Below are 24,681 nucleotides of genomic sequence, written 5' to 3' on the forward strand. Positions count from 1 at the left end.
CGTCTCCATCTCAGGCGATCCGGAGCAGAACCGTCTCCCCGCCGGGACGGGACAGGCGGAGCGCCGTGATCGCCAGGGCCCGGTCGCCCGCCAGCAGGGCGAGACGGGGCGCATCGGGCTCCCCCGCCGCGACACCCGGCCGCCGGAGCTCCCCCGCCGTCCCCGTCGCGACAATGCAGTCCATCCGCCGCAGGCCGTTCGGGTGCGTGCACAGCGAGGGGTGAAGCACGATGTCGCGGGAGTGGTGCTGGACGACGGCCGAGAGCACGCCCGGCACCACGTCGAACGGCAAGGGAAACCAGGAAAAGCGGGCCCGCCGCGCCGCGTCGGCGAGCACGACCTCGCGCGACGCCTCGCGAACGTCGGGCACGCCCGGCCAGTCCCGCAGGAGCGCGGCTCGCGCCGCTGGCGCGTCCGCGGCGGCGAGGACGAGGATCCGCACGCCCTCGCCCTTCGCCAGATAGGGCTCGAGGTGATTGCCGCTGCCCGGCACGGGCGAGGACAATTCGACATAGCCGTTCTCGAAGACGACATGCGCGCTGCTCTGGCCCAGCGGCACGGCCTGCCCCTCGCCGGAGCGGCCCATCAGCGGCTCCGGGTCCGAGACGCGGAAACCCGCGGCGCGCCAGGCGGCGACCTCCGCGGCGAGGTCCTGGACGACGATGCCGATGTGGTCGATGGCGAGGCCGTCGGCCGGGGCTCCCGGCATCTGCCCCGTGCCGGTCTCGAGGATGCAGGCCATCGTCCGCCCTGGCTCGCGTTTGTGGAACGGCCGGATCCTGCGGTATGCGGGAGCACGTGTCACGCGCACGAGGGGTGCAACGGATGGCCGGGACGATCGATCGCAAGCGCGCCGAGCGCCTCCTGCGGGAAGCGGGCCTCGATGCCCTGGTGCTGTTTCAGCCCGAGCACGTGTCCTGGGCCATCGGCACCCATCCGGGACCCGCGTCGCTGTTCCGCCGCGCCGGTGCCGCGATGGCGATCGTTCCGCGCGACGCCACGCGAGACCTCGTGGCGATCATGCCCGACCTGGCGGCCGGCGCGGTGCGGCTGGGCTGCGCCGCGTCGCGCGTGGTCTTCCATCCGATCTGGGTCGGCACCGGGTCGGTGCGCCCGCATCGCGCAAACGAGCCCCTCGCGGCCATCCTGGCCCCGCCGGAGGTGGAGGCCCGGCCCGAGACCTTCGACGCCGAAGCGGCCTTCGCGCTGCTAAGGGCGGAACTGCGCCGGCTGGGCCTGGCGGAGGGACGGCTCGGGATCGACGCGGGCTTCGTCCCCGCCGCGGATCACGCCCTCCTCGCCTCGGTGCTGAACGACGCCTCGCTCGTCGACGGCACGGATCCGCTGCGCCGGTTGCGCATGGTCAAGTCCGCGGCCGAGATCGCCAGCCTGCGCACCGCCGCCGCCCTGGGCGAGGCGGGCTACCGGCACGCCCTGCTGGGCGTCGGGCCGAAGGTCACCCGCGAGGCTCTGTCGGCGCGCTATGCCGAGGGCGTGCGGGCCGAGGCGGCGGGACGGGGCGTCGGGTTCAACAGCTTCTGGGACTACATCTCGGTGGGTCCGGACCCGTGGGGCGCCGGACGCCCGGCCGAGCCAGGCGACGTGATCAAGTTCGACCTCGGCACCGTGGTCGGCGGGCTGTCGTCCGACTTCGCGCGCACGGTCGTCGTGGGCCAACCGTCGCGGGCGGCGCAGGAGCTCCATGCCGCCCTGCTCGCGTCCCTCGAGGCGGGCCTCGCGCTGTTGCGCCCGGGCGTTCCCCTCGCCGACATCCATGCGGCGATGCTCGACACGGTCCGTAGCGCCGGGGTGCCCGGCTATGCGCGGGGCCATTTCGGCCACGGCCTCGGCAACGATCCCTTCAGCGAGCAGTGGCCGTTCATCTCGGCCGACTGCCCGGTCGCGGCGGAGCCGGACATGGTGCTCGCCGTCGAGGCGCCGTTCTACGTCGACGGGCTCGGTGGATTCATCGTCGAGGACCAGGTGCTGGTGACCGCCGACGGCCACGCCCCGATGACCTTCGCGGACCGGTCCTTCCGATCGTTCTGAGACCGCTCCGCACGGGGACGCGCGATCCCGGCGTCAGGCCAGCGCCTGCTCGGCGTGGTGGCAGGCGACGGTGTGTCCCTCCAGGGGCCGCAGCGCCGGGCGCTCGGTCCTGCAGCGGTCCGTCGCCAGCGGGCAGCGCGGATGGAAGGCGCAGCCCTTCGGCGCGTCGACCGGGCTCGGCAGGTCGCCCTGCAGGACGGTCACGCTGCGGCGTCGCGCAGGGTCCGGCACGGCATCGATGAGGGCGCGGGTGTAGGGGTGCAGCGGCGTCTGGAAGAGACGCTCCACCGCGGCGCTCTCGACGATGCGGCCCAGATACATGACCACGACGCGATCGGTGAAGTAGCGGACCACCGAAAGGTCGTGGGACACGAACAGGTAGGAGAGCCCGAACTCCTCCTTCAGGCGCACCATGAGATTGAGGATCTGCGCCTGGATCGACAGGTCGAGCGCCGACACGGGCTCGTCGCAGATGACGAGGTCCGGGCGCAGCACGAGGGCGCGCGCGATGCCGATGCGCTGGCGCTGGCCGCCGGAGAACTCGTGCGGATAGCGGTTGGCGGCGTCCGCGGGCAGCCCCACCGCCGCGAGCACGTCGGCCACCCGCGCGCGCCGGTCGGCGGCGCCCGTGCCGATGCCGTGGACCGCCAGCGGCACGCCGAGGATGTCGCGGATCAGGTGGCGGGGATTGAGGGACCCGTAGGGGTCCTGGAAGATCATCTGCAGGCGCCGGCGCACGGGGCGCATGGCCGCGTCGCTCAGCCCGGCGATCTCCCGCCCCTCGAGCCTGACGCTCCCCGCGGTGACCGGGACGAGCCCCAGGATGGCCTTGGCGAGCGTGGACTTGCCGCAGCCCGACTCGCCCACGAGCCCCACAGTCTCGCCGCGCTCGACCGTCAGGCTCACGCCGTCGACGGCGCGCACGAGCCCGCGGCGGGTGGGGAAATGGGTCGCGAGGTCGTCGACGGCGAGCAGCGTCATGCGGCCGTCTCCACCGGGTTCAGCACCGGGCAGGCCGCCAGGTGGGCCGGCCCGACCGCGATGGCCGGCGGGCGCGCGGCCCGGCAGGAGGGACGCACGTGCGGGCAGCGCGGCGCGAAAGCGCATCCCTCGGCGGGGGCGTCGGCGATGCTGCCCGGGATCTCGGGCAGCGGGCCGGCGCGCCAGCCGCCGCGTCCGGCGGCGCGCGGCGAGGCGCCGATGAGGCCCTGGGTGTAGGGATGCCGAGGATCCGCGAAGACGGTCTCCGCCCGGGCTTCCTCCGCCTTCGAGCCGGCGTAGAGCACGACGACCCGGTCGGCCCACTGGCCCACCACGCCGAGGTCGTGCGTGATGAGGATCACGCCCATCGACAGGTCCCGCCGCAGGCGGTCGATCAGTTCCAGCACCTGCGCCTGGATGGTCACGTCGAGCGCCGTCGTGGGCTCGTCCGCGATGAGCAACGCCGGATTGCAGGCGACCGCCATGGCGATCATCACGCGCTGGCGCATGCCGCCGGAGAGCCGATGCGGATACTCGTCGACCTGCCGCGAGGGATCGGGCACGCGCACGAGGTCGAGCAGTTCGACGGCGCGCCTGCGCGCCGCCGCGGCCGAGAGCCCGGCATGGATGCGCAGCGTCTCGCCGATCTGGGCACCGACGGTCAGCACCGGGTTCAGCGAGGTCATGGGCTCCTGGAACACCATGGCGATGCGACCACCGCGGATCGTCCGCAGCGCGCTCTCGTCGATCGTGGCGAGATCGACGCCGGCGCCCGACGGATCCGCGAAATGCAGCACGCCGCCCGCGAGCCGCGCCGCCCGCGGCAGCAGGCGCATGATGGCGAGGCCGGTGAGCGACTTGCCCGACCCGGATTCCCCCACCAGCGCCAGCGTCTCGCCGGAGGCCACGGAGAAGCTGAGATCGCGGACGCGGGGGATGCCGTGCACGGCCACCGTGAGCCCGCGAACGTCCAGGAGGGGTGCGGCAGCGTCGGCCATGGCTCACCGCGGTCCGGACAGGCGGGGGTTCAGCGCGTCGTTGAGCGCGTCGCCCAGCGCGTTGAGGGCCAGCACGGTCGCCACGATGGCGAGGCCCGGGACGGCGCTCAGGTACCAGGCCGTGCGCAGCATCTCGCGGCCCGCGCCGATCATGCTGCCCCAGCTGACCACGTTGGGGTCGCTGAGCCCCAGGAACGAGAGCGCGGACTCCATGAGGATCGCCGTCGCGACCATCACCGAGGAGGACACGATGAGCGGTGGCAGCGCGTTGGGCAGGATCTCCCGCAGGATGATCCGGGCGTGCCCGTAGCCGAGGCTGCGCGCCGCCATGACGAAGTCCTTGGACCGCAGGCTCCTGAACTCGGCCCGAACCAGCCGCGCCGTCGAGGGCCAGGTGACACCGCCGATCGCCAGGACGACGGTGGTGAGCGACGGCTGGGCGACGGCGACGAGCACGACCAGCAGCACGAAGCTCGGCGGGGTCTGGAAGATCTCCACGATCTTGACCAGCACCTGGTCGACGCGTCCGCCGAAATAGCCGGCCGTGGCGCCGATGGCGAGGCCGATCGCCACGCCGAGAAGCATCGCCACGATCCCCACCAGCAGCGACACGCGCCCGCCCCACACGATGCCCGCGGCGACGTCGCGTCCCAGGCTGTCGGTGCCGAGCGGATAGGCCGCGTTCTGCCCCGGCCAGAGCAGCGGGCGCGCGACCATGGACAGCGGGTCCTCGGGGTAGATCAGGGGCGCCGCGAGAGACAGCACGGCCACGAACAGGAGGAACAGGACCGCCAGGACCCCGGCCGGATTGGCGAGGAAGGCCCTCAGGGCTCGCCGTCGGCCTGTCGACGGGGGCTGGGTTGTGGCGACCGCCTGCATCACGAGGCCTCGATGCGGGGGTCGAGCCAGGCCTGCAGCAGGTCGACCAGCATGTTCACGACGATCACGACGATGGAGGAGAGGAACAGCACGCCGAGCAGGACGGCGAAGTCGCGGCGCTGCACCGCCTCGAAGGCGAGGCGGCCCATACCGGGCCAGGTGAACACCGTCTCCACCACCACCGCCCCGCCGAGCACGCCGCCGACGTGGATGCCTGCCATCGTGGTCACGGGGATGAGGGCGTTGCGCAGGATGTGGCGCAACGCCAGCCCCGCGCCGCCGACGCCCTTGGCGCGGGCGGTGCGGACGAAGTCGAGCTCGGAGACCTCCAGCACGGACGCCCGCGTCAGGCGCGCGTAGATGGCGACGTAGAAGAGCGCCAGGGTGGTCGCCGGCAGCACGAGGTGGCGCAGCCTGTCGAGCAGGAGATCCACGCCCGTGAGGCCCGATGCGATGGTTTCCGACCCGCCGCTGGGCAGCCAGCCGAGCTTCACCGAGAAGGCGACGATGAGCATCAGCCCGATCCAAAAGCCGGGCAGCGAATAGAGCAGCAGCGCCACGACGGACAGCACGCGGTCGGGCCAGCGCCCGGCGCACAGCGCCATCACGTAGCCGGCCGTCACGCCGACCACGAACGCGACGACGAGCGCCGACGCCATCAGCGCGACGGTCACCGGCAGCCTCTGCAGGATGAGGTCCGTGACGGGCATGTTGTAGCGGGGCGAGAAGCCGAGGCTGCCCTGGGCCAGCCCCAGGAGATAGTTCTTCAGCTGGATGAGCACGGGCAGGTCGAGGCCGAAGCGCGCCCTCAGCTGGCGCATGAGCTCCTCGGTGGCCGCGCCCGACTCGCCCGCCAGCACGTCGGCCGCATCCCCCGGCGCCAGGCGCAGCAGGAAGAAGTTGAGCACGACGATCGCCAGGATGGTCGGCACGGCCGCCACGGCATTGCGTCGGAGGGTGGCCAGGATGCGTTGGAAGGACGTCATCGGAAGGGGAAACGGGGGTCGTCGGCGTGGAAAGGTCGCATCTCGGGCGCGACCTGTCCAACGCCAATCGGCGCGGGCGGACGAGCCCTCAGTTCAGGGAGGCAAGCTTCGCGCCGCTTTTCACGAGCTCGTCGAGCAGCGCCGGGACGCGCCACGACAGCGGGTCTTCCTTGGCGAGGCGGGCGAGATCGTCGCGGACGGCGGCGAGGCCCCAGCGGTCGGCGAGATGCATGGGGCCGCCGCGCCAGCGCGGGAAGCCGTAGCCGTGAACCATCACGAGATCGATGTCGGACGGCTTGCGCGCGATGCCCTCGGCCAGGATGTCGAAGCCCTCGGCCATCATCGCCAGCATGGCCCGCCGCGCGATCTCCTCGGCCTCGAAGACGCGCCGGGTCACGCCGGCGTCGGCCGAGGTGCGCTCGACCAGGGCGACCACGTCGGCGGACGGGCGGCGCGCCGTGCCCTCGTAGTCGTACCAGCCCGCCCCCGACTTGCGGCCGAGGCGCTTCAGGTCCTCGACCATCCGGTCTGCGATGGCGATGTAGCGGATCCCCGGCTTGTCCTTCAGGTTCTTCCGCTTGCGGTTGGCATAGGCGATGTCGAGCCCCGACAGGTCCTGGACCGCATAGGGCCCCATCGCCATGCCGAACTGCTCCAGGGCCGTGTCGACCGCGGCCGGCGTGGCGCCCTCGAGCAGCAGGATGTCCGTCGTCTGGCGATAGCGGGTTAGGATGCGGTTGCCGATGAAGCCGTCGCAGACGCCGGCCTCGACGGCGATCTTGCCCAGCTTGCGGGCGAGGCCGAAGGCGGAGGCGAGCGTGTGGGACGAGGTGCGACGGGCCCGGATGACCTCCAGAAGCTTCATCACGTGGGCCGGCGCGAAGAAGTGGAGGCCCAGGAAGCGCGAGGGCTCGGGCAGGGTCTCGGCGATAGCGTCGACGTCCAGGTAGGACGTGTTGGTGGCGATCAGCGTGGTGGCGGGAAGCCCGGCCCCCAGGCGTGCGAACACCGCCCTCTTCACCGCGAGATCCTCGAACACGGCCTCGATGGCGAGGTCGACCGGCGGCAGCGGCGTGTCGGGCCCGTGCAGGAAGGCGAAACCCTCCGCCTGCTTGCGCTGAGCCGAGTCCGCGTCGGTCTTGCCGCGCTTCACGGCGTCGGCGAACAGGGCGGCCACGTTCGTGCGGGCGCGGCCGACCGCGGCCTCGTCGTTCTCCAGCACCGTGACGTGCAGGCCGATCCCCGAGAGCGCGTAGGCGATGGCGGCGCCCATCGTCCCGCCGCCGACCACCAGCGCCGTCTTCAGCGCGGCCGGCGTCAGCGCGGCGAGGTCCTTGGGCGCGCCCGCGCCCCGCTCGGCGAAGAAGACATGCCGCAGCGCGGCCGCCTGCTCGCCCTTGCGCAGGTCGAGGAAGGTCTGGCGCTCGCGGGCAAGACCGTCCGCCAGGGGGACGGCGGCCGCGGCCTCGACGAGGTCGATGGCGCGCTGCGGCGCGATCTGTCCGCGCATGCGGCTGGCGGCCTGGGCCCGGGCCCGCGAGACGGCATCCGCATCGGCGGCCGGAGCCGGCGACGCGTCCACCGCCGGGCGTGCCAGGAGAGCGGGATCGAGGGCCAGGGCGGCCGCGACGACGTCGTCTTCCACGCCGTCCACGATGCCCAGCGACAGGGCTTCGGCGGCGCGGACCAGACGACCCTCGGAGATGAGCGACACCGCCGCGGCGAGGCCGACGAGACGGGGCAGGCGCTGGGTGCCGCCGGCGCCCGGCACCACGCCGAGCGTGACCTCGGGAAGGCCGAGCTGGGCGGAGGGATGGGCCACGCGCGCGCGGCAGGCGAGCGCGATCTCGAGGCCGCCTCCCAGCGCCACGCCGTTGATGGCGGCGACGACCGGCAGGTCCATGAGCTGCAGGAGCACGTCCGGCAGGTGCGGCTCCATCGGCGGCAGGTCGAACTCGCGGGCGTCCGCCCCCGCGACGAAGGCGCGCCCGGCCCCGGTCAGCACCACGCGCCGGATCGCTCCCGACACCAGGCCGGCCCGCGCCTCGGCCGCCGCCGCGAGGAGCCCCGCGCGAACCGCCTGCGACACGACGTTGACCGGCGGATTGTCGATCGTGACCAGGAGCGCGTCGCCGCGGCGCTCGGTGCGAACCGGCTGATCGGTCATGACCCTCAAACTCCCTGCGCCGCGAAGGAGGTGTCGTGCGCGGCGATTGCGTCCGGGTGCTGTGTAGCAGATCCCGCCCGGTGGAAAAGTCGGCAGAAAGAGGGCCGCCCCAGACTCAGATGTGTGAATCCGCACTCCCGGCCCGGCAAGCCCCGTGCGAGCCTGCGCGCGTGGTTGTCCTCGCCGTCCAGCGGCCGGCCGGTGGGGTCAGAAAAAGCGTCGCGAGGGGTTCATGTCCGTCCTGCAGATGTTTGCGTCCACCCTGATCACAGGCTTTGCACGCGTCGTCACCGGCGTCCGCCCCGACTGGCGGGGGACGCTTCCCGACGCCAGCCAGCGCATCTACTTCGCCAACCATGCCAGCCACGGCGATTTCGTGCTGATCTGGTCGGTGCTGCCCAAGCCCCTGCGCGACCGGACGCGGCCCGTGGCGGGTGCCGACTACTGGGAGAAGGACCGCCTGCGCCACTTCATCGGGACGGAGGTGTTCCGCGCCGTCCTGATCGACCGGGTCGCCTCGGCCCGCAAGGAGGACCCCCTGTCGGTGATGTCGCGCGCGCTGGGCGAGGGCGACAGCCTCATCCTGTTTCCGGAGGGGACCCGCAACACCACGGAGGAGACGCTGCTGCCCTTCCGTTCGGGCCTCTACAACCTGGCGGCAAAGCACCCCGACGTGGCGCTGGTTCCGACCTGGATCGACAACATCTCGCGCGTCCTGCCCAAGGGCGAGGTGCTGCCCGTGCCGCTGCTGTGCAGCGTGACCTTCGGCGAGCCCCTGCGCCTGCAGCCCGGCGAGGACCGCCACGTCTTCCTCGATCGGGCCCGAGCGGCTCTCCTGGCGCTTTCGGGGCGCCAGGATGCCCATCCGGCTCCCGTTCCGCTCGACGGACAGCCCCATGCCGCGTGAGACGCTCATCCTTTTCGCCGGCGTCGTCGGCGTGCTGGTGTTCGCCAGTGCCGTGGGTGCGATCCTCAAGGCCAGGTCCGGGGGGGACCCGTCGCCCACCGTCGACAACCTCAACGCCCGGGTGAAGGCCTGGTGGGTGATGGTGGCCCTGCTGGGCGCCGCCATCGCCTTCGGCAAGGCGGCCGTCGTCGTGCTCTACGCGATGGCGTCGTTCTTCGCGCTGCGGGAGTTCATCACGCTCACCGACACGCGCCGCGGCGACCATTGGGCGCTGCTGGTGGCCTTCTTCGTGGCCCTGCCGGTGCAATACTGGCTGGTCTGGACCAACTGGTACGGCCTGTTCGCCGTGTTCATCCCGGTCTACGGCTTCCTGCTCATGCCGGCGATCGCGGCGCTGCGGCAGGACACGTCGGACTTCCTCACGCGCGTCGCGGCGCAGCAATGGGCGCTGATGATCTGCGTCTACTGCGCCAGCCATGTGCCGGCGCTGCTCACCCTCGAGATTCCCGGCTACGAGGGCCGGCAGGTGCTGCTCGTCGCCTTCCTGATCATCGTGGTGCAGGGCTCCGACGTGCTGCAATACGTCTTCGGCAAGCTCTACGGCCGCCACAAGGTGGCGCCGCTGCTGTCGCCCTCCAAGACGTGGGAAGGCCTGGTGGGCGGCGTGCTGTCGGCCACGCTGCTCGGCGCCGCCCTGTGGTGGATCACGCCGTTCACGCCCTGGCAGGCCGGCCTGCTGGCCTTCGTGATCTGCGTCATGGGCTTTCTCGGCGGGCTCGTCATGTCCGGGATCAAGCGCGACCGCGGCGTGAAGGACTGGGGCCACATGATCGCCGGCCACGGCGGCGTGCTCGACCGCATCGACAGCATCGTCTTCTCCGCCCCGATCTTCTTCCACCTCACCCGCTACTGGTGGACCTGAGGAGAGCCCCATGTCCGCCGACACGTCCTCCCGCCGCCCGCTCGCCAGCCGCGGCAGCGCTTTCGCCCGCAAGGCCGTGGCGCTGCTCCTGAAGACGTCCGTCACGCCGAACCAGATCTCCGTGGCCAGCGTGGCGATCGCGGCGCTGGGCGCGGCGGCCCTCGCCGCGGCGCCGCGCTGGCCGGCGCTGTTCCTGCTCGCGGCGCTCGCGGTGCAGCTTCGCCTCGTGTGCAACCTCCTGGACGGGATGGTCGCGGTCGAGGGTGGGCGCGGCACGCCGGTCGGCGCGCTCTACAACGAAGTGCCGGACCGGGTGGCCGATACCCTGTTCCTCGTCGCCTGGGGCTGGGCCGCGGGCATCCCGTCGCTCGGCTGGGCCGCGGCGCTGGCCGCCGCCCTAACGGCCTATCTGCGCGTCCTGGGCGGAGCGCTTGGGCAGAAGCAGGACTTCCGCGGCCCCATGGCCAAGCAGCACCGCATGGCACTGCTCACGGCGACCTGCGTCGTGTCGCTGGTCGAGCACCTCGCGCTGGGCTCAGGCTGGGCGCTCCAGGCGGGCCTGTGGATCGTCGCGCTGGGCAGTCTCGCGACCTGCGTCACCCGCACGCGCGCCATCGCCGACAGAATCGGCTGACGCTGTCACACCGCTGCAAGACAAATCGGCTTGAACGGCTCGGACTCGCCCTGTCAGGAGCCTCCATGGCCGACCGACCCGCCCTGGACGTACGGACCCTGTTCATCTCCGACGTCCACCTCGGCACCAAGGGGTGCCAGCCCGACCTGCTTCTCGATTTCCTCAAGCATTGCGAGGCGGACACGATCTACCTCGTGGGCGACATCGTCGACGGATGGCGCCTGAAGTCGTCCTGGTTCTGGCCGCAGCTGCACAACGACGTCGTGCAGAAGCTGCTGCGCAAGGTGCGCAAGGGCGGGCGCATCGTCTACGTGCCGGGCAACCACGACGAGTTCCTGCGCGACTATGCGGGCTCGAACTTCGGCGGCATCGAGATCGTCGAGGAGACGATCCATCGCACGGCCGACGGACGCAGCGTGCTGGTGCTGCACGGCGACAAGTTCGACGTCGTCGTGCGCCACATGCGCTGGCTGGCGCTGCTCGGCGACCAGGCCTACGACTTCGCCATCTGGCTGAGCGTCCACATCAGCCGCCTGCGCCGCAGGCTCGGGCTGCCCTACTGGTCGTTCTCGGCCTGGAGCAAGCACAAGGTGAAGCGCGCCGTCAGCTTCATCGGCGCCTTCGAGGACGCCGTCGCCGCCGAGGCGCGGAAGGCCGGCGCGGACGTCGTGGTCTGCGGCCACATCCATCACCCGGTCATGAAGACGATCGACGGGATCGACTACGTGAACACGGGGGACTGGGTGGAATCCTGCTCGGCCGTGGTCGAGCACCATGACGGCCGCCTCGAGCTCATCCGCTGGACGAGCCTGATGCCGGCCCGCACGCGCGAGGACCACGCCGAGACCGCAGCCGTCCCCGCCGCGGCCTGAGAGCTTGTAAATCAATCCCCCCGGTGCGGTGTAGCATCCGACTTCTCCAGCCCGCGACCACCTCTCCGCCGTCCTGCCCGGGCATCCACGACTTTGGCTGGGGTCATCCTGAAGTCGTGGGTGGCCGGGCCCGGCCATGACGCGGGGGGGTGCCAGCTGGACTACGGAACGATTCACAAGCTCTGAGCAGCGGGTTCGTTTCAGCGCACGCCGTCCAGAAGCGCGGCGCGGACGTTCTGGACGAACGACCGCGTGCTGTCGGCGAGGTCGTGGCGCGTCGCGAAAGCCCGGCAGCGCTCACGCGGGATGGTCAGGGCCGAGAGTGCGGCCATGCGCAGGTCGTCCGACAGGACGCCGCAGCCCGAGCCCTGCAGGATCTCGCGGGGCCCGGTCACGGGAAAGGCCGCGACGGGCACGCCCGCGGCGAGGGCTTCCAGCAGCACGAGGCCGTAGGTGTCGGTGCGGCTGGGAAAGACGAAGGCGTCCGCCGACGCGTAGACGTCGGCGAGATCCTGCCCGGTCCGCAGGCCGAGGAAGACCGCGCGCGGGAAGCGCGCCGCGAGCTCGGCCCGCGCCGGGCCCTCGCCCACCACGACCTTGGTGCCGGGCAGGTCGAGCGACAGGAAGGCCTCGATGTTCTTCTCGACCGCGACCCGCGCGACGCACAGGAAGATCGGGCGCGGCAGGTGCATCAGGCCCGGCCGGCCCGTGCCGAAGCTCTGCACCGGGACACCGCGCTTCCACAGCACGAGCCGCTGGAACCCGCGGGCGGCCAGTTCGCCCTGCAGCGCGGGGGTGGCCACCATCGTCGCCGCGGCGGCGTTGTGGAAGCGCCGAAGCCACGCGTAGCTCGCGCCGAGCGGGACCGGCAACCGCGCCGCGAGGTACTCGGGATAGCGCGTGTGATAGCAGGTGGTGAACGGGATCCCGTTCTGCAGGCAGTAGCGGCGCACCATGTAGCCGATCGGGCCCTCGGTCGCGATGTGGATCGCGTTGGGGCGCGCCGCCTCGATGGCCCCGGCGACGGCGGAGGGCGCTGCAATCGCCAGCCGGATCTCCGGATAGCTCGGCATCGGCACGGAGCGGAACGGCTCCGGCGTGAGCGGGAGGATCTCGGCGCCATGGCGCGGGGCCTCGTCGGCCAGCGCCTCGAGGGTGCGGACCACGCCATTGACCTGCGGGCGCCAGGCATCGGTGGCCACCAGGATGCGAAACGGCATCGCCGCGCCGCGCACCAGGTCGGACCCGACGGTGGGGGGGACGGAGAGAGCCGCCGAGAAGGGCTCGCGATTCTGCTGCATGCGGATGTCACCCTGCGGCTTCGAACCACCAAGACCCGATTTGCGCTGCGGTTTGATGACAGTCCGCGCACGGTTGTCTGTCGTCCGTGTCATGGCGCCGACGTCACGGCGCAGATGTCATGGCGGCGTCGCACGGCGCCGCTAGCCCTCACCCGGTCGGCACGGCACGCACGGAGCAGTCATGATCGCCTTCGTCCGCTACGATCTTCACCGATCGCCAGGACCGGCACGGAGCCGCGGGGACGCATGAACGCCGTGGGACTTGTCCTCGGGCTCTTCGCGGCCGGGGCCCTTGCGGTGCAGCTCGTGTCCTGCCTCCTCGCAGGACGGCGCTGCAGGCCGCGCAACGGCCCTGCGCCCGCGACGGCGCTCGCGCCCATGACGCTCGTCAGGCCTGTTTGCGGGATCGACCACGACGCCGTGCGGACGCTCGGCAGCAGCTTCCACCTCGCGCACCCGGACTACGAGGTCGTCTTCTGCGCGGCGGACGCGGACGATCCGGTCCGGGGCCTCGTCGCGGACCTCGCCCGGCAGCATCCCGGCGTGCCCTGCCGCATCCTCGTGGGTCGGGATCGCCATCCCCACAACCCGAAGCTGGACAATTGCGCCAAGGGGTGGGAGGCGGCCCGCCATGACTGGGTGGTGATGGCCGACAGCAACATCGTGCTGCCGCCCGACTACGCCGCGCGCATCGCGGCGGCGGAGGGCGAGGGGGTGGGGATGGTGAGTGCCCCTCCCGTCGGCAGCCATGCCGACGGGTTCTGGGCCATCGTGGAATGTGCCGTGCTCAACACCTATCAGGCGCGCATCCAGTATGCGGTCGACGCGCTGGGCATGGGTTTCGCGCAGGGCAAGACGCTGTCGCTGAGGCGGTCCGTCCTGGCGCGCGCGGGTGGGTATGCCGCGCTGGGCCGCGAGCCCGCCGAGGACGCCGCGGCGACCAAGGCGATCCGCGGCCTCGGGCTGCGGGTTCGCCTGGCCGCCCCACCCTGCGAGCAGCCGCTCGGCACGCGGCGCTGGCGGGACGTCTGGTCGCGACAGGTGCGCTGGGCCAGGCTGCGACGGGCCACCTTCCCGCTCCTGTTCGCGCCGGAGATCCTGTCGGGCGGGCTGCTGCCGTTCCTGGCGATGCTCGGCGCGGCGCATGTGGCGGACGCCCCCGTGGCGGCCGTCGCCGTGCCATGGCTTTGCATCTGGTACGGCGCCGAGGCGGCGCTCGCGCGCGTCGCGGGATGGCCCCTGCACATCGCCACGCTTCCGGCGTGGATCGTGCGCGATCTCGCGATTCCGGCCGTCTGGGTGGCGGGCTTGTCGGGCCGGTCCTTCTCGTGGCGCGGGACCAGCGTCAGCATCGACGGCGCGGCAAAGCGCGCGGCGAGCATGACGATTGCGACACAGTTTGCCGTGGATTGTGACAGCCGGGCTGGAGAAGCAAGCAGGCTCGGCGAAGGAGTCTGGTGATGAGTGACAAGTCAGCGCGCAAGTTCGAGAAGCTGCGCACCGCCTACGAGACGGCGCGGGAGGCTCGCAAGGCCGCGTCCGCGGCCACGCGAGAGCTCAGGACTTCGAACGGCGGCGTACTGACGGCCGCCGCGCTCGGCTCCAAGGCCGGCGTCAAGGCGGTCGAGGCCGAGCTGGACGCGCTGCGCCAGGAGCGTCGCGCGCTCAAGCGCTTGGCCGCCCATGCCGTCCGCCATGCGGACGACGGTGTGCCGGACGCGACCGCCGTCGCCAAGGCCGGCGCGAAGACGAAGGTGCAAGCGTCGCCGGAGGCCTCCGGCACGGAGCGCAAGGCCGACCGCCGGAAGGGCGGGAAAGCCTGAGCCACCCGCCGGGCCGGTCTTGAGGATACGTGACGCACATAACGCTTGTATGACACGCGCGACGGTCGCAACGATGTCGGTCCGCTCCAGGGCTCGCCATCACGAGGATCGTTCTCGCCGTGTCCGTGCATGTTCGCTTCGATCGTTTCGTCACGCCCCGGGATGCCTTGGACGCCGTGCAGGGGCTGTGCGGCGTGGCAGGCAACCCGGTGCCGCTTCGCCCTCGGCTCAGGCTCCTCCGGTCCGAGGGCGCCCTGCTGCGCACCGCGGCCTGGTTGCCGCCCGGCCGGACGCGCGGCACCGTGCTGCTCCTGCAGGGTCGCGGTGACTTCATCGAGAAGTATTTCGAGGTGATCGCGGATCTCCTGGCGCGAGGCTTCGCCGTGGCCACGTTCGACTGGCGCGGGCAGGGCGGATCGCAGCGCCTTCTGCCCAATCCCGCGAAGGGCCACGTGGACGGCTTTGCCCGCTACGTCGGCGACGTCGCGACCGTCGTCGGCGATATCCTGACGGCCCTGCCGCGCCCCTGGACGGGCCTGGCGCACTCCATGGGTGCCGCCATTCTTCTGCATGCGCTAGTCCGGCGCGACGCCTCCCTGGACCGGGCCGTCCTGACAGCACCCATGGTGGGGCTGTCACCCGCCCTGGCCCCGGTCGGCGCGCGCGCCCTCGCCTCGGCACTGGATTGGGCCGGATTGGGCACGGCGACGGTGCCGGGTCCGGCCCGGCGCGGACAGGCCGCGCCGGCGTTCCAGCCGGACAATTGGCTGACGTCCGATCCCGTGCGCTACCTGCGCTCCTACGACATCCTGAAGGAGGCGCCGCGGCTCGGGGTCGGCAAGCCGACCATCGGCTGGCTGAAGGCCGCCTACGACGGAATGGCGGGGTTGCGCGGCGAGGCTCTCGCGACGATCGACACGCCGATCCTCGTGGTCGCGGGCGACCGCGACCGGGTCACCCACACGCCCGCGGCCCTCGCGCTCGCACGGCGCATGCCGTCGGCCGAGGCCGTGGTGATCGAAGGCGCGGCGCACGACGTGATGATGGAACGCGACGCGCTGCGGGATCGGTTCTGGACCGCGTTCGACGGCTTCACGGCGCAGCGCAGGACACCGCTCGCGACAGGAAGCCGCTGAGTTTCGCGGCGGCGACGACGGGATCCCCCACGTTCTCGATGACGAGATCGGGGATGAGCACCTCGATTGCCGGAGCGTCCCTTCCCACGCGCTGGGCGGTGTCGGCGTCCCGCCCGCGCGCGGCGACGCGGCGCGCCAGTTCCTCGACGGGAGCGGTCACGAGCACGACGGCGACGTTGGCAAATCGGCATCGCGCGTCGTCCACGACACTGCGCGAGACATTGGCGACGACGGTCCTGCCCTGGCGCAAGTCGTCCACGATCGTGCCGGGCAAGGCGTAGCCGAGACCATGGGCCTTCCATGCCAGCGGAAACACCCGGTCGGCGAAGGCCGCTTCGAACGCGGGCTCGTCGATCGTGTCGTGATCTTCGTGGGCGCCGGACGCCCGGGTGACCAGGCGGCGGGCGAACGTGACGTCGGTCCTGCCGCCGAGCGCGCGGGCGGCCAGCCGCATCAGCGTGTCCTTGCCGGCGCCGCTCGGGCCGACGACCAGGACGAGCCTGCCCCGGCGCGTGGTGCCGTCAGGCGACACGCCGGCCCTCGCGCCACACGGCCCGCACCACGGGCGTGGTGGTCTCGCGCACCCGGACGAAGTCGGCGCGCAGACCCGCCTCGATCCGCCCCCGGTCGCCGAGCCCCGCGGACCGGGCGGGATTGTCGGTCACGGTCGCGACGGCGTCGTTCAGCGCGATGGCAGGGACCCTTCGCGCGAGGTCGAAGGCGGCGTGGATCAGGCTGCCCGGCACGTAGTCGGACGAGAAGATGTCGAGAAGTCCCTGCCGGGCGAGATCCTCGGCGGCGACGTTGCCGGAATGGGATCCACCACGCACGAGATTGGGCGCTCCCATCAGCACGCCGATCCCCGCCTCGTGCGAGGCCCGCGCCGCCTCCACCGTGGTGGGGAACTCGGCGATGCTGACACCGTCGGCCACCGACTCCTCCACATGGTCCAGCGTGGCGTCGTCGTGGCTGGCCAGCGCGACGCCGTTGGCCTTGGCGAACGAGACCAGGCTGCGGCGGTTCGAGGCGGACCATTGTTCGTGCTGGCGCAGGCGCCGGTCGATGAGAGCCTGCAATTCGGCCTCGGTGAGGCTCGTCTTGCCCCGGTAGTAGACGAGGAATTTCTCGACGTCGCGGAACTGCCGCTGGCCCGGCGTGTGGTCCATCAAGGACATGAGATGCACGGGGCGTTTGTGCGTGAAGCTCTGCGTCGCCTCGATGACGTCCGGCGCGCAGAGTTCGCAGCGCAGGTGGGTGAGATGCTCGGCCCTCAGGAGCCCCTGGTCCTTCGCTTCGTCGAGCGCGGCGGCGAGCACCTCGAGATTGCTCGTCACGTCGTCGCGGCGATCCTCCTGCCCGGCGCGCAGGCTGTCGAACACGGTGGTGATGCCGGACGCGGCGATCTGGGCGTCGTAGGCCAGCACGGCCGAGATGGGCGGCCACTTGACCGCCGGGCGCGGCGTGTAGTGGAGCTCGAGATGATCGGTATGGAGTTCGACGAGACCGGGAATGAGGGTGTCGCCCTCGACGTCGAAGCCGCGCTCCGGCGCGCGCCCCTCCCCCGTCTCCGCGATCCGGCCGTCGGCCACGGCCAGCCATCCGGCCTCGACAACCCGGTCGCGCAGGACGAGGCGGGCGTTCTCGATGACGAAGGCGCGGGGTTCCATGGCTTGTCCTCAGGCGGCGGATGCAAAGCGGGTGACGTCGACGATCCGGTCCGCGACACGGTCGCGCACGTCCTCGTCGTGGAAGATGCCGAGGATGGCGACGCCCCGGTCCTTCTTCTCCCGGATCAGGTCGACCACGGCCGCGCGGTTGCGCGCGTCGAGCGACGCGGTCGGCTCGTCCAGGAGCAGGATGGGATGGTCGGCGACGAAGCCCCGGGCGATGTTCACCCGCTGCTGCTCGCCTCCCGAGAAGGTCGCCGGCGGCAGTGTCCACAGACGCTCGGGCACGTTGAGCCGGGCGAGGAGTGTACGAGCCCGCGTGGCGGCGTCGTCTGGCACGAAACCCTGCTCAACGGCGGCCTGGATCACCACGTCCAGTGCCGGGACGCGCGGGATGACCCGAAGGAACTGGCTGACATAGCCGATGGTCGTGCGGCGCAGGCGGATGATGCGGCGCGGCTCGGCGGTCGCGACGTCGACGATCTCGTCCGGCTCGCGGACGAGGACATGGCCCTCGTCGCAGCGGTAGTTGCCGTAGGCGATCTTCAGGAGGGACGACTTGCCGGCGCCGGAGGGTCCGCCCAGCACGACGCATTCCCCGGGCAGGACGCGGACTGTGACGCCGTGCACGACGGGCAGGCGGAGGCCGCCCTGCAGATGCATGGTGAAGGTCTTGCCCACGGCCTCGAGGGCGAGGGCCGGTGCGGGATTCGCGGCCATGGTCACACCTGCAGGACGGAGGAGACGAGGAGCTGCGTGTAGGGTTCGCGCGGATCGTCGAGCACCTGGTCGGTGAGACCCGTCTCGATCACCGTGCCGTGGCGCATGACCATGATCCGGTGCGACAGCAGCCGAGCCACGGCGAGGTCATGAGTGACGATCACGACCGAGAGACCCAGATCCGCGACGAGGCCGCGCAGGAGGTCGAGCAGGCGGGCCTGGACGGACACGTCGAGGCCGCCGGTGGGCTCGTCCATGAACACGAGCCGCGGGTGCGTCACCAGGTTGCGCGCGATCTGCAGTCGCTGGCGCATGCCCCCGGAAAAGGAGCGCGGCGCGTCGTCGATGCGACCCGCGTCGATCTCGACCCGGCCGAGCCAATCGACGGCCGTGTGGCGGATGTGCCCGTAGTGCCGCTGGCCGACGGCCATCAGGCGCTCGCCCACGTTGGCGCCCGCCGACACCGTCATGCGCAAGCCCTGGGCCGGGTCCTGGTGCACGAAGCCCCAGTCCGTGCGCAGCAGGAAGCGACGCTCCGCGTCCGACAGCGCGAAGACGTCGCGCATGACCCCATCGCGCATGCGGTAGTGAATTTCGCCCGTGGTCGGGGCGAGCTGTGTCGACAGGACGTTGAGAAGGGTCGACTTGCCCGAGCCCGACTCGCCGACGACGGCCAGCACTTCGCCGGCATGGATGTCGAAGGAGACGTCGCGGCAGCCGGTACGGGCGCCGTAGCTCTTGCCGAGCCTGCGGACAGACAGGAGCGGGAGATCCTGGGTCATGCGGCGGATCCTTCGCGGGGGGTGGACAGGTCGCCGCGGTGACCTTGCTCCTGGCGCGTGCCGCAGTGATCCGTGTCGGAGCACACGAACATGCGCCCGCCGCGATCGTCCAGGACCACCTCGTCGAGATAGACGCCGTGCGCACCGCACAGCGCGCAAGGCTTGTCGAAGCGGTTGACTTCGAAGGGGTGGTCCTCGAAATCGAGCGACACCACCCGCGTGTACGGCGGCACCGCGTAGATGCGCTTCTCGCGTCCGGCGCCGAAGAGCTGGAGGGCCGGCGACATGTGCATTTTCGGGTTGTCGAACTTCGGCGTGGGCGAAGGATCCATCAGGTAGCGGCCGGCAACCCTGACGGGATAGGCATAGGTCGTGGCGATGTGGCCGTGTCGCGCGATGTCCTCGTAGAGCTTCACGTGCATGAGGCCGTACTCCTCCAGCGCGTGCATCGTGCGGGTCTCGGTCTCGCGCGGCTCGAGGAAGCGCAGCGGCTCGGGAATCGGCACCTGGTAGACCAGGATCTGGCCGTCGGTGAGTGGCGCCTCCGGGATGCGGTGGCGCGTCTGGATGATCGTCGCGTCCGCCGTCGCGGTCGTGGTCGCCACGCCGGCCGTCCGCGCGAAGAAGGCACGGATCGACACGGCGTTGGTGGTGTCGTCGGAGCCCTGGTCGATGACCTTGAGGACGTCCTGCGGCCCGATGACCGAGGCGGTCACCTGCACGCCGCCGGTTCCCCAGCCATAGGGCATCGGCATCTCGCGGGAGGCGAATGGCACCTGGTAGCCGGGGATCGCGATCGCCTTCAGGATCGCGCGGCGGATCATCCGCTTCGTCTGCTCGTCGAGATAGGCGAAGTTGTAGCCGGTGAGCGTCGGCGCGTTCATTCCGCGGCCTCCCGGGTGAAGCCGGCCGCGGCGGCTCGATCGGCATGCTCGCGACGCAATTGCCGGATGAGGCCGAGCTCGGCCTGGAAGTCGACGTAGTGGGGCAGCTTGAGGTGCTCCACGAAACCGGTCGCCTGCACGTTGTCGGAGTGCGACAGCACGAACTCCTCGTCCTGGGCGGGCGCGACGACGTCCTCCCCGAACTCGCGCGCGCGCAGGGCCCGGTCGACGAGGGCCATTGACATGGCCTTGCGCTCGGACTGTCCGAACACGAGGCCGTAGCCGCGGGTGAATTGCGGCGAGGTTTCCGCCGTCCCCTTGAACTGGGTCACCATTTCGCATTCGGTGACCTGGATGCGGCCCAGCGGGACCGCGAAGCCCAGGTCCTCCGGCACGAACTCGACCTCGATCTCGCCGAAGCGGATCTCGCCCACGAAGGGATGGGTCCGCCCGTAGCCGCGCTGGGTCGAGTAGCCCATCGCCAGCAGGAAACCCTCGTCAGCCCGTGCGAGGTTCTGCAGCCTGAGATCGCGGTCGGCGGGAAAGGCCAGTGGCTCGCGGGTCAGGTCGCCGACGGGCCGACCGGAAGGCTGCGGCGGATTGCGCTCGATCAGCCCCTCGCCATCCAGAAGGGCGGTCACGTGCGGCGTGTCGGCGGGTTCGCCCTCCCCCGCCTCGGCGGGTTCCGCCACCGGAGCGCCGGCCGCCAGGGCGAAGTCGATCAGGCGATGGGTGTAGTCGAAGGTCGGTCCCAGGACCTGTCCGCCCGGCAGGTCCTTGTAGGTGGCCGAGATGCGGCGGCGGATCTGCATCGCCGCCGTGTCCGCCGGTTCGCCGTGCCCGAAGCGCGGCAGCGTCGTGCGGAAGGCGCGAACCAGGAAGATCGCCTCGATCAGATCGCCGCGTGCCTGCTTGATGGCGAGCGCGGCGAGGTCGCGGTCGTAGAGCGAGCCTTCGGCCATCACCCGGTCCACCGCGAGCGCCAGCTGCTCGCGGATCTGCTTGGGAGCGATCTCGGGAACGGCATGGTCGCCGCGGCGGGAATGATCGAGGAGGGCGTGGGCATTGGCGATCGCGCGCTCGCCGCCCTTCACCGCGACATACATGGTCAAGCCTCCACGATGGTGGTGCGCGGCAGGGCGGCGATGCGGTCGCCGCAGACGAGCACGATGTCGATGCCGCGCGGGAACAGACCTCGGTTGCCGGCAAGGCGATCCAGCATGTCGGCCGGCAGTCCTTCGGCGATGAAGCGCGTCTCCCCGGGGATGCCGGGGCCCGTGAGCCGCCAGCCCATGCCTTCGTGCAGGGCATCGACTGCGACGACCGCCGTCACCGACCGGTCCGGGTAGTCGAGCGTTCCGAGAGCGAACGTGGAGAACGCAGGCAAGGCTCTGCCGTCCGCGACGAAGGCGAAGGCCGCGGCGCGCGAGGCCGCGACGACCGGTGCGCCCGTGTGGAAGCGCAGCCACTCGCGGACGTGCGGGTGGCTCGACAACGCCTCGTCGAGCCACACGGGCGTTTCGAAGTCGCACAAGGCCAGCGCCGCCGCGGCGGCGGCGGGCTGCATGCAGCCCGGCGGATCGAGCGGTACCGCGATGCGACGGACCGTGCCGGGGCGGGCCATCGCCATCATCACGCACCGGAAGACGGCCTGCGCATCGTGGACGGGGCTGGCAAAGCCGGCGGCGAGGGCTGCGCTCATCAGTCTTCTCCGCGGACGAGGGTGAAGAAATCGACCCGGGTTGCCGCCGTGCGGGCGGCGCCGCGGGCCCGGTCGTGCGCGATCCGCCTGCGGACCGGATCCGCGAAGCATCGCTCGATCGCCGCCGTGCCGCCGGATTGCTGGACAGCGTCGAGGACGGCGGCCAGCCTGGCGCGCGCGGGATCGCGTCCGAGCAGGTAGGCGTAACCGACGTGGCCGGAGCCAAGCCTGACGGCGGCACGGGTCACCGTCGCTTCGCCGAGGTTGAACGGCGCTCCGTCGCCTCCGGTGCGGCCGCGCAGCATGACCAGGCCGATCTCCGGCGCACGCAGGTCGCCGTGCTCAGGGCGCCCGAGCGCGTCGAAAGCGGCGGAGAGCTCCTCGTGGGTGGCTTCGGCGGAAAGGGCCATGAGCGCCCTGCGTTCGGCGGTCGAAACCGCTGGCCTGTCGGATGGAGTCGATGCGCTGGACATGGTGTTCCTGCTACTGCGGCGAGGTGACGCTCCGATGACGGATCACACGCCGGTGCGCTGCCCGATGATGGCGAAGCGCAGCCGGGCGGAGATGGCGTCGATGACGAAGACCGCGGCGAGCACCAGCAGGACGAGGAAGGAGACGTGGCCCCATTCCAGGATCTTGATCTGCTCGTAGAGATGCTGCCCGATGCCGCCGGCCCCCACGATCCCGATGATCGTGGCTGAGCGGGTGTTCGATTCGAAGAAGTAGAGGACCTGGCTCGCCACCACCGGCAGCACCTGCGGCAGCAACCCGAACCGGACACGATGGAGGGGACCGCCGCCGGCCGAGACCACGCCTTCCACCGGCTTGCGGTCGGCCGCCTCGAGGGCTTCGGAGAAGAGCTTCCCGAAGGCCCCGAAATCCGAGCTCATGATCGCCAGCACGCCGGCGAAGGGTCCCAGGCCCACGACGTTGATCCAGACGAGTGCCCAGATCAGGGTATCCACACTCCGCAGGGTATCGAGGACCCGTCGAAGCCCGAAGTGGAAGAGCGCCTGCGGGACGACGTTGCGTGCCGCCAGGAAGCCGAAAGGCGCTGCCAGGATCGCCGCCAGGAGCGTACCGAGAAACGCGATGGCCACAGTCTCGACGAGGGCATGCAGATAGCTCCACAGTCGCTCGACCGTCCCGAAGCGGGGCGGAAACATCAGCTCGGTAAACTCGCCGAGCCGACCGATGCCGCCGATCACCCGGCCCCAGGACACGTCGAGGTCCCACAACGCGAAAACGAAGAGCAGGAGGGCGGCGCCGAGGCCGCCGACGACGCCGGCGCGCCTGCGCCAATGCGCGCGGAAGGCGTCGGGATGGCGGCTGCGCAGCCCGGCCTCCTCGGCCATGGCGCGCTCGCGCAGGAAGCTCGGCGGGGCGCTCATCGGTCAGCCTCCCGTCCCAGCAGAGCGTGGCGCGCCCGCTCCGTGGCGAGGTCGATGCACATCACGGTGACGACGATCAGGACCAGGATCGCGCTGACGTCCGAGTAGTAGAATTTGCGGATGGCCTCGACGAGATCCTGTCCGATGCCGCCCGCTCCGACGAAGCCCATGATGGCCGCGCCGCGCACGTTGATCTCGAAGCGCAGCAGCGCGTAGCTGGTGAAGTTCGACAGAACCTGCGGCACCGCCGCGAAGCGGATCGTAGGGATCCATGCGGCACCCGTGGCGCGGACGCCGTCGATCGGCTTCATGTCGATGTTCTCGACGACTTCCGAGAACAGCTTGCCCAGCGCACCCATGGTGTGGATGGCGAGCGCGAGCACGCCCGGCAGCGCCCCCAGTCCGAAGGCCACCACGAAGACGAGGGCGAAGACGATCTCCGGGACCGTCCGGCAGACTTCGAGGAAGCGGCGGACGACGAAGCACATCCAGCCCGAGGGCGCCGTGTTGCGGGCGGCCAGGAACGACAGCACGAAGGCGCCGAGCCCGCCGATCACCGTGCCCAGATAAGCGATGAGCAGGGTCTCGCCCAGGAGCTTCAGCCACTTGCCCAAGCCCCAGAACCACTCCCGTGGATCGAGCAAGACGAGTTGCCCGCTGTCGAGGACGAACAGGCGGCCGACATAGCTGGTCAGCCGCCCGATGTTGGCGACGAGCTTCGTGGGATCGGCCTCGGCGAGGACGCCGAAAACGAGGGCGAGGCCAGCCACGACGGCGAAGCCCAGCAACGTCTGCCGGCGCCGCGCGGCGACCTGGAGGTCGTAGGCCCGGATGAGCGCAGCCGCCTGGCCGGCCGGGAGGGTGGGAACGGTCGCGCCCATGGCGGCGAACGAGCCGGATTGCCCGGGCATGGCGAGCCGCGCCCGGGCGTCCGGATCAGGACGACTTCTTGCGCAGCGTGTCGACGAACTTGATCAGGTCGATGTAGCTCTCGTAGTCCTTGTTCGTCATCGGCGCGAAGGCGGGGCGCTGGCCGTCGGAGAGCTTGTCGAAGGCGGACTTGTCCTTGCTCGGCGCATCGAAGAAGGCCTTGGCTATGCGGGCCTTCAGGTCGGCCGGCAGGTCGGCGAGGTAGGTGTACGGACCGTTGGAGATCTCGTCCGACTTGCCGATGATGCGGAAGTCGTCCTTCTTCATCGCGGAGCCGTCGGCGTTCTTCAGCATGCCCTTGGTGAGCATCTGCTGCAGCGTCGAGTCGGTCTCGGACGTCCACTGGTTGGCCGCGACGTCGACCTGCCCCTGCGCCAGCGCGAGGATCGCGTTCTCGTGGCTGCCGGCGTAGACGACCTTGGAGAAATAGGCGTCCGGGTTGATGCCCTTCCGGTCCAGGACGAAGCGCGGGATATTGTTGCCCGACGTCGAGTTCGGGTCGACGAGGCCGAGGTTCTTGCCCTTCAGGTCCTCGATCGTCTGATAGGGCGATTTCGCCAGCACGAAGAAGACCGAGTAGTAGCCCTTCGAACCGTTGCCGCTGACGTCGGTGGCGAAGACTTCGGTCTTCACGCCGGTCAGCGCCGCACGCGCGTAGGAGGCCGAGCCGTAGTTGGCGATGTGGATGTTGCCGGCGCGCTGGCCCTCGATGACGGCCGCGTAGTCCTGCGCGACGCGCAGCTTCACCGGCACGCCGACTTCCTTCGACAGGTAGGACAGGAACGGCGCGAAGCGCTCCTGCACGCCGGACGCGTTCTCGGCCGGAACGATGGCGAAGGTCAGTTCGGGGTACTTCGCCTTCCAGTCCTGGGCGAAGGCGCTGGTGGCGAGCGTGGTTGCGGCCAGGGTCGCGGCGGCCGCGACGAAGAAACGGCGGTTGATCATCGGTG

Annotated in this window: 25 protein-coding genes and 1 pseudogene; 8 read left to right on the forward strand and 18 right to left on the reverse strand. The window is 71.0% G+C overall.

All coding sequences use genetic code 11. The annotated features are described in order from the left end of the window. Positions 1-10: 10 nt before the first annotated feature. Positions 11-742 carry a VOC family protein gene (locus tag Q0Q47_RS12845; protein ID WP_293859989.1) on the reverse strand — a complete coding sequence of 244 codons (732 nt, stop codon included), beginning with the start codon at positions 740-742 and terminating at the stop codon, positions 11-13. Positions 743-825: 83 nt separating this feature from the next. Between Q0Q47_RS12845 and Q0Q47_RS12850 the strand changes: the two genes are divergently transcribed. After that, positions 826-2,049, forward strand: a complete 1,224-nt coding sequence (locus Q0Q47_RS12850; RefSeq protein ID WP_293859992.1) for a Xaa-Pro peptidase family protein — start codon at positions 826-828, stop codon at positions 2,047-2,049. Between the two features lie 33 nt (positions 2,050-2,082). Here Q0Q47_RS12850 and Q0Q47_RS12855 read toward each other — a convergent pair whose 3' ends face one another. The 5 genes and pseudogenes from Q0Q47_RS12855 to Q0Q47_RS12875 form a co-directional block, all read right to left on the reverse strand. Further along, positions 2,083-3,030, reverse strand: coding sequence for an ABC transporter ATP-binding protein (locus Q0Q47_RS12855; RefSeq protein ID WP_293859995.1), 948 nt, complete (start codon positions 3,028-3,030; stop codon positions 2,083-2,085). Next, complete coding sequence (locus tag Q0Q47_RS12860) at positions 3,027-4,028, reverse strand: ABC transporter ATP-binding protein (RefSeq protein ID WP_293859997.1); 1,002 nt, start codon at positions 4,026-4,028, stop codon at positions 3,027-3,029. The genes Q0Q47_RS12855 and Q0Q47_RS12860 overlap by 4 nt, the downstream gene beginning before the upstream one ends. Positions 4,029-4,031: 3 nt before the next feature. Then, positions 4,032-4,871: pseudogene (locus Q0Q47_RS12865) on the reverse strand (ABC transporter permease); the annotation flags it as partial. A gap of 35 nt (positions 4,872-4,906) precedes the next feature. Then, positions 4,907-5,893, reverse strand: coding sequence for an ABC transporter permease (locus Q0Q47_RS12870; RefSeq protein ID WP_293860000.1), 987 nt, complete (start codon positions 5,891-5,893; stop codon positions 4,907-4,909). Positions 5,894-5,981: 88 nt separating this feature from the next. Beyond that, positions 5,982-8,060, reverse strand: coding sequence for a 3-hydroxyacyl-CoA dehydrogenase NAD-binding domain-containing protein (locus Q0Q47_RS12875; RefSeq protein WP_293860003.1), 2,079 nt, complete (start codon positions 8,058-8,060; stop codon positions 5,982-5,984). Between the two features lie 232 nt (positions 8,061-8,292). Here Q0Q47_RS12875 and Q0Q47_RS12880 point away from each other — a divergent pair, with 232 nt between their 5' ends. From Q0Q47_RS12880 to Q0Q47_RS12895, 4 genes are all read left to right on the forward strand, one after another. Then, positions 8,293-8,967, forward strand: a complete 675-nt coding sequence (locus Q0Q47_RS12880; protein ID WP_293860006.1) for a 1-acyl-sn-glycerol-3-phosphate acyltransferase — start codon at positions 8,293-8,295, stop codon at positions 8,965-8,967. After that, positions 8,957-9,889, forward strand: a complete 933-nt coding sequence (locus Q0Q47_RS12885; protein WP_293860009.1) for a phosphatidate cytidylyltransferase — start codon at positions 8,957-8,959, stop codon at positions 9,887-9,889. Before Q0Q47_RS12880 ends, Q0Q47_RS12885 begins: the two co-directional genes overlap by 11 nt. A 10-nt stretch (positions 9,890-9,899) precedes the next feature. Next, positions 9,900-10,523: a CDP-alcohol phosphatidyltransferase family protein gene (locus Q0Q47_RS12890; protein ID WP_293860014.1), complete on the forward strand. Its 624-nt coding sequence runs from the start codon at positions 9,900-9,902 to the stop codon at positions 10,521-10,523. Positions 10,524-10,588: 65 nt separating this feature from the next. Beyond that, on the forward strand, positions 10,589-11,395 hold the full coding sequence (locus Q0Q47_RS12895; protein ID WP_293860017.1) for a UDP-2,3-diacylglucosamine diphosphatase: 807 nt from the start codon (positions 10,589-10,591) through the stop codon (positions 11,393-11,395). A 200-nt stretch (positions 11,396-11,595) separates the two neighbouring features. On the opposite strand, the gene Q0Q47_RS12900 is transcribed toward Q0Q47_RS12895, so the two are convergent. Beyond that, positions 11,596-12,615, reverse strand: a complete 1,020-nt coding sequence (locus Q0Q47_RS12900) for a glycosyltransferase family 1 protein (protein ID WP_293860149.1) — start codon at positions 12,613-12,615, stop codon at positions 11,596-11,598. A 327-nt stretch (positions 12,616-12,942) separates the two neighbouring features. Between Q0Q47_RS12900 and Q0Q47_RS12905 the strand changes: the two genes are divergently transcribed. The 3 genes from Q0Q47_RS12905 (at position 12,943) to Q0Q47_RS12915 (ending at position 15,655) form a co-directional block, all read left to right on the forward strand. After that, positions 12,943-14,157, forward strand: coding sequence for a glycosyltransferase (locus tag Q0Q47_RS12905; RefSeq protein WP_293860020.1), 1,215 nt, complete (start codon positions 12,943-12,945; stop codon positions 14,155-14,157). Further along, complete coding sequence (locus tag Q0Q47_RS12910; protein WP_293860023.1) at positions 14,157-14,519, forward strand: hypothetical protein; 363 nt, start codon at positions 14,157-14,159, stop codon at positions 14,517-14,519. Before Q0Q47_RS12905 ends, Q0Q47_RS12910 begins: the two co-directional genes overlap by 1 nt. A gap of 119 nt (positions 14,520-14,638) precedes the next feature. Further along, entirely contained in the window at positions 14,639-15,655 is a 1,017-nt protein-coding gene (locus tag Q0Q47_RS12915) for an alpha/beta fold hydrolase (RefSeq protein ID WP_293860026.1), read from the forward strand. On the opposite strand, the gene phnN is transcribed toward Q0Q47_RS12915, so the two are convergent. From phnN to phnD, 11 genes are read right to left on the reverse strand one after another with little or no spacing between them, the layout of a single operon-like run. Continuing rightward, on the reverse strand, positions 15,612-16,187 hold the full coding sequence (phnN, locus tag Q0Q47_RS12920; protein WP_293860029.1) for a phosphonate metabolism protein/1,5-bisphosphokinase (PRPP-forming) PhnN: 576 nt from the start codon (positions 16,185-16,187) through the stop codon (positions 15,612-15,614). The genes Q0Q47_RS12915 and phnN overlap by 44 nt on opposite strands. After that, the gene (locus Q0Q47_RS12925) at positions 16,177-17,322 is read right to left on the reverse strand and encodes an alpha-D-ribose 1-methylphosphonate 5-triphosphate diphosphatase (protein ID WP_293860032.1); all 1,146 of its coding nucleotides are present in this window, start codon (positions 17,320-17,322) and stop codon (positions 16,177-16,179) included. Before Q0Q47_RS12925 ends, phnN begins: the two co-directional genes overlap by 11 nt. Before the next feature lie 9 nt (positions 17,323-17,331). Beyond that, positions 17,332-18,042 carry a phosphonate C-P lyase system protein PhnL gene (gene phnL, locus Q0Q47_RS12930; RefSeq protein ID WP_293860035.1) on the reverse strand — a complete coding sequence of 237 codons (711 nt, stop codon included), beginning with the start codon at positions 18,040-18,042 and terminating at the stop codon, positions 17,332-17,334. A 2-nt stretch (positions 18,043-18,044) separates the two neighbouring features. After that, positions 18,045-18,824 carry a phosphonate C-P lyase system protein PhnK gene (gene phnK, locus Q0Q47_RS12935; protein ID WP_293860038.1) on the reverse strand — a complete coding sequence of 260 codons (780 nt, stop codon included), beginning with the start codon at positions 18,822-18,824 and terminating at the stop codon, positions 18,045-18,047. Continuing rightward, the gene (locus Q0Q47_RS12940) at positions 18,821-19,708 is read right to left on the reverse strand and encodes an alpha-D-ribose 1-methylphosphonate 5-phosphate C-P-lyase PhnJ (RefSeq protein WP_293860041.1); all 888 of its coding nucleotides are present in this window, start codon (positions 19,706-19,708) and stop codon (positions 18,821-18,823) included. Before Q0Q47_RS12940 ends, phnK begins: the two co-directional genes overlap by 4 nt. Beyond that, the gene (locus Q0Q47_RS12945; RefSeq protein WP_293860044.1) at positions 19,705-20,814 is read right to left on the reverse strand and encodes a carbon-phosphorus lyase complex subunit PhnI; all 1,110 of its coding nucleotides are present in this window, start codon (positions 20,812-20,814) and stop codon (positions 19,705-19,707) included. Before Q0Q47_RS12945 ends, Q0Q47_RS12940 begins: the two co-directional genes overlap by 4 nt. A 2-nt stretch (positions 20,815-20,816) precedes the next feature. Continuing rightward, positions 20,817-21,410 (reverse strand): phosphonate C-P lyase system protein PhnH, encoded by a 594-nt coding sequence (gene phnH / locus Q0Q47_RS12950; protein ID WP_293860047.1) that lies wholly within the window; start codon positions 21,408-21,410, stop codon positions 20,817-20,819. Continuing rightward, the gene (gene phnG / locus Q0Q47_RS12955; protein ID WP_293860050.1) at positions 21,410-21,883 is read right to left on the reverse strand and encodes a phosphonate C-P lyase system protein PhnG; all 474 of its coding nucleotides are present in this window, start codon (positions 21,881-21,883) and stop codon (positions 21,410-21,412) included. The genes phnH and phnG overlap by 1 nt, the downstream gene beginning before the upstream one ends. Positions 21,884-21,925: 42 nt before the next feature. Beyond that, positions 21,926-22,801, reverse strand: a complete 876-nt coding sequence (gene phnE / locus Q0Q47_RS12960) for a phosphonate ABC transporter, permease protein PhnE (RefSeq protein WP_293860053.1) — start codon at positions 22,799-22,801, stop codon at positions 21,926-21,928. Further along, complete coding sequence (phnE, locus tag Q0Q47_RS12965) at positions 22,798-23,712, reverse strand: phosphonate ABC transporter, permease protein PhnE (protein ID WP_293860056.1); 915 nt, start codon at positions 23,710-23,712, stop codon at positions 22,798-22,800. The genes phnE (Q0Q47_RS12960) and phnE (Q0Q47_RS12965) overlap by 4 nt, the downstream gene beginning before the upstream one ends. 25 nt (positions 23,713-23,737) lie before the next feature. Further along, complete coding sequence (gene phnD / locus Q0Q47_RS12970) at positions 23,738-24,676, reverse strand: phosphonate ABC transporter substrate-binding protein (RefSeq protein ID WP_293860059.1); 939 nt, start codon at positions 24,674-24,676, stop codon at positions 23,738-23,740. Between the last annotated feature and the right edge of the window lie 5 nt (positions 24,677-24,681).

This window comes from uncultured Alsobacter sp. (assembly GCF_945952055.1).
Classification (GTDB): Bacteria; Pseudomonadota; Alphaproteobacteria; order Rhizobiales; family Beijerinckiaceae; genus Alsobacter.

Bases quoted from the DNA above. Each gene is read 5' to 3' on its own strand.
- Q0Q47_RS12845 (WP_293859989.1), bottom strand. From the start codon at position 742: ATGGCCTGCATCCTCGAGACCGGCACGGGGCAGATGCCGGGAGCCCCG.
- Q0Q47_RS12850 (WP_293859992.1), top strand. From the start codon at position 826: ATGGCCGGGACGATCGATCGCAAGCGCGCCGAGCGCCTCCTGCGGGAA.
- Q0Q47_RS12855 (WP_293859995.1), bottom strand. From the start codon at position 3,030: ATGACGCTGCTCGCCGTCGACGACCTCGCGACCCATTTCCCCACCCGC.
- Q0Q47_RS12860 (WP_293859997.1), bottom strand. From the start codon at position 4,028: ATGGCCGACGCTGCCGCACCCCTCCTGGACGTTCGCGGGCTCACGGTG.
- Q0Q47_RS12870 (WP_293860000.1), bottom strand. From the start codon at position 5,893: ATGACGTCCTTCCAACGCATCCTGGCCACCCTCCGACGCAATGCCGTG.
- Q0Q47_RS12875 (WP_293860003.1), bottom strand. From the start codon at position 8,060: ATGACCGATCAGCCGGTTCGCACCGAGCGCCGCGGCGACGCGCTCCTG.
- Q0Q47_RS12880 (WP_293860006.1), top strand. From the start codon at position 8,293: ATGTCCGTCCTGCAGATGTTTGCGTCCACCCTGATCACAGGCTTTGCA.
- Q0Q47_RS12885 (WP_293860009.1), top strand. From the start codon at position 8,957: ATGCCGCGTGAGACGCTCATCCTTTTCGCCGGCGTCGTCGGCGTGCTG.
- Q0Q47_RS12890 (WP_293860014.1), top strand. From the start codon at position 9,900: ATGTCCGCCGACACGTCCTCCCGCCGCCCGCTCGCCAGCCGCGGCAGC.
- Q0Q47_RS12895 (WP_293860017.1), top strand. From the start codon at position 10,589: ATGGCCGACCGACCCGCCCTGGACGTACGGACCCTGTTCATCTCCGAC.
- Q0Q47_RS12900 (WP_293860149.1), bottom strand. From the start codon at position 12,615: ATGCCGTTTCGCATCCTGGTGGCCACCGATGCCTGGCGCCCGCAGGTC.
- Q0Q47_RS12905 (WP_293860020.1), top strand. From the start codon at position 12,943: ATGAACGCCGTGGGACTTGTCCTCGGGCTCTTCGCGGCCGGGGCCCTT.
- Q0Q47_RS12910 (WP_293860023.1), top strand. From the start codon at position 14,157: ATGAGTGACAAGTCAGCGCGCAAGTTCGAGAAGCTGCGCACCGCCTAC.
- Q0Q47_RS12925 (WP_293860032.1), bottom strand. From the start codon at position 17,322: ATGGAACCCCGCGCCTTCGTCATCGAGAACGCCCGCCTCGTCCTGCGC.
- phnL (WP_293860035.1), bottom strand. From the start codon at position 18,042: ATGGCCGCGAATCCCGCACCGGCCCTCGCCCTCGAGGCCGTGGGCAAG.
- phnK (WP_293860038.1), bottom strand. From the start codon at position 18,824: ATGACCCAGGATCTCCCGCTCCTGTCTGTCCGCAGGCTCGGCAAGAGC.
- Q0Q47_RS12940 (WP_293860041.1), bottom strand. From the start codon at position 19,708: ATGAACGCGCCGACGCTCACCGGCTACAACTTCGCCTATCTCGACGAG.
- Q0Q47_RS12945 (WP_293860044.1), bottom strand. From the start codon at position 20,814: ATGTATGTCGCGGTGAAGGGCGGCGAGCGCGCGATCGCCAATGCCCAC.
- phnH (WP_293860047.1), bottom strand. From the start codon at position 21,410: ATGAGCGCAGCCCTCGCCGCCGGCTTTGCCAGCCCCGTCCACGATGCG.
- phnG (WP_293860050.1), bottom strand. From the start codon at position 21,883: ATGTCCAGCGCATCGACTCCATCCGACAGGCCAGCGGTTTCGACCGCC.
- phnE (WP_293860053.1), bottom strand. From the start codon at position 22,801: ATGAGCGCCCCGCCGAGCTTCCTGCGCGAGCGCGCCATGGCCGAGGAG.
- phnE (WP_293860056.1), bottom strand. From the start codon at position 23,712: ATGCCCGGGCAATCCGGCTCGTTCGCCGCCATGGGCGCGACCGTTCCC.
- phnD (WP_293860059.1), bottom strand. From the start codon at position 24,676: ATGATCAACCGCCGTTTCTTCGTCGCGGCCGCCGCGACCCTGGCCGCA.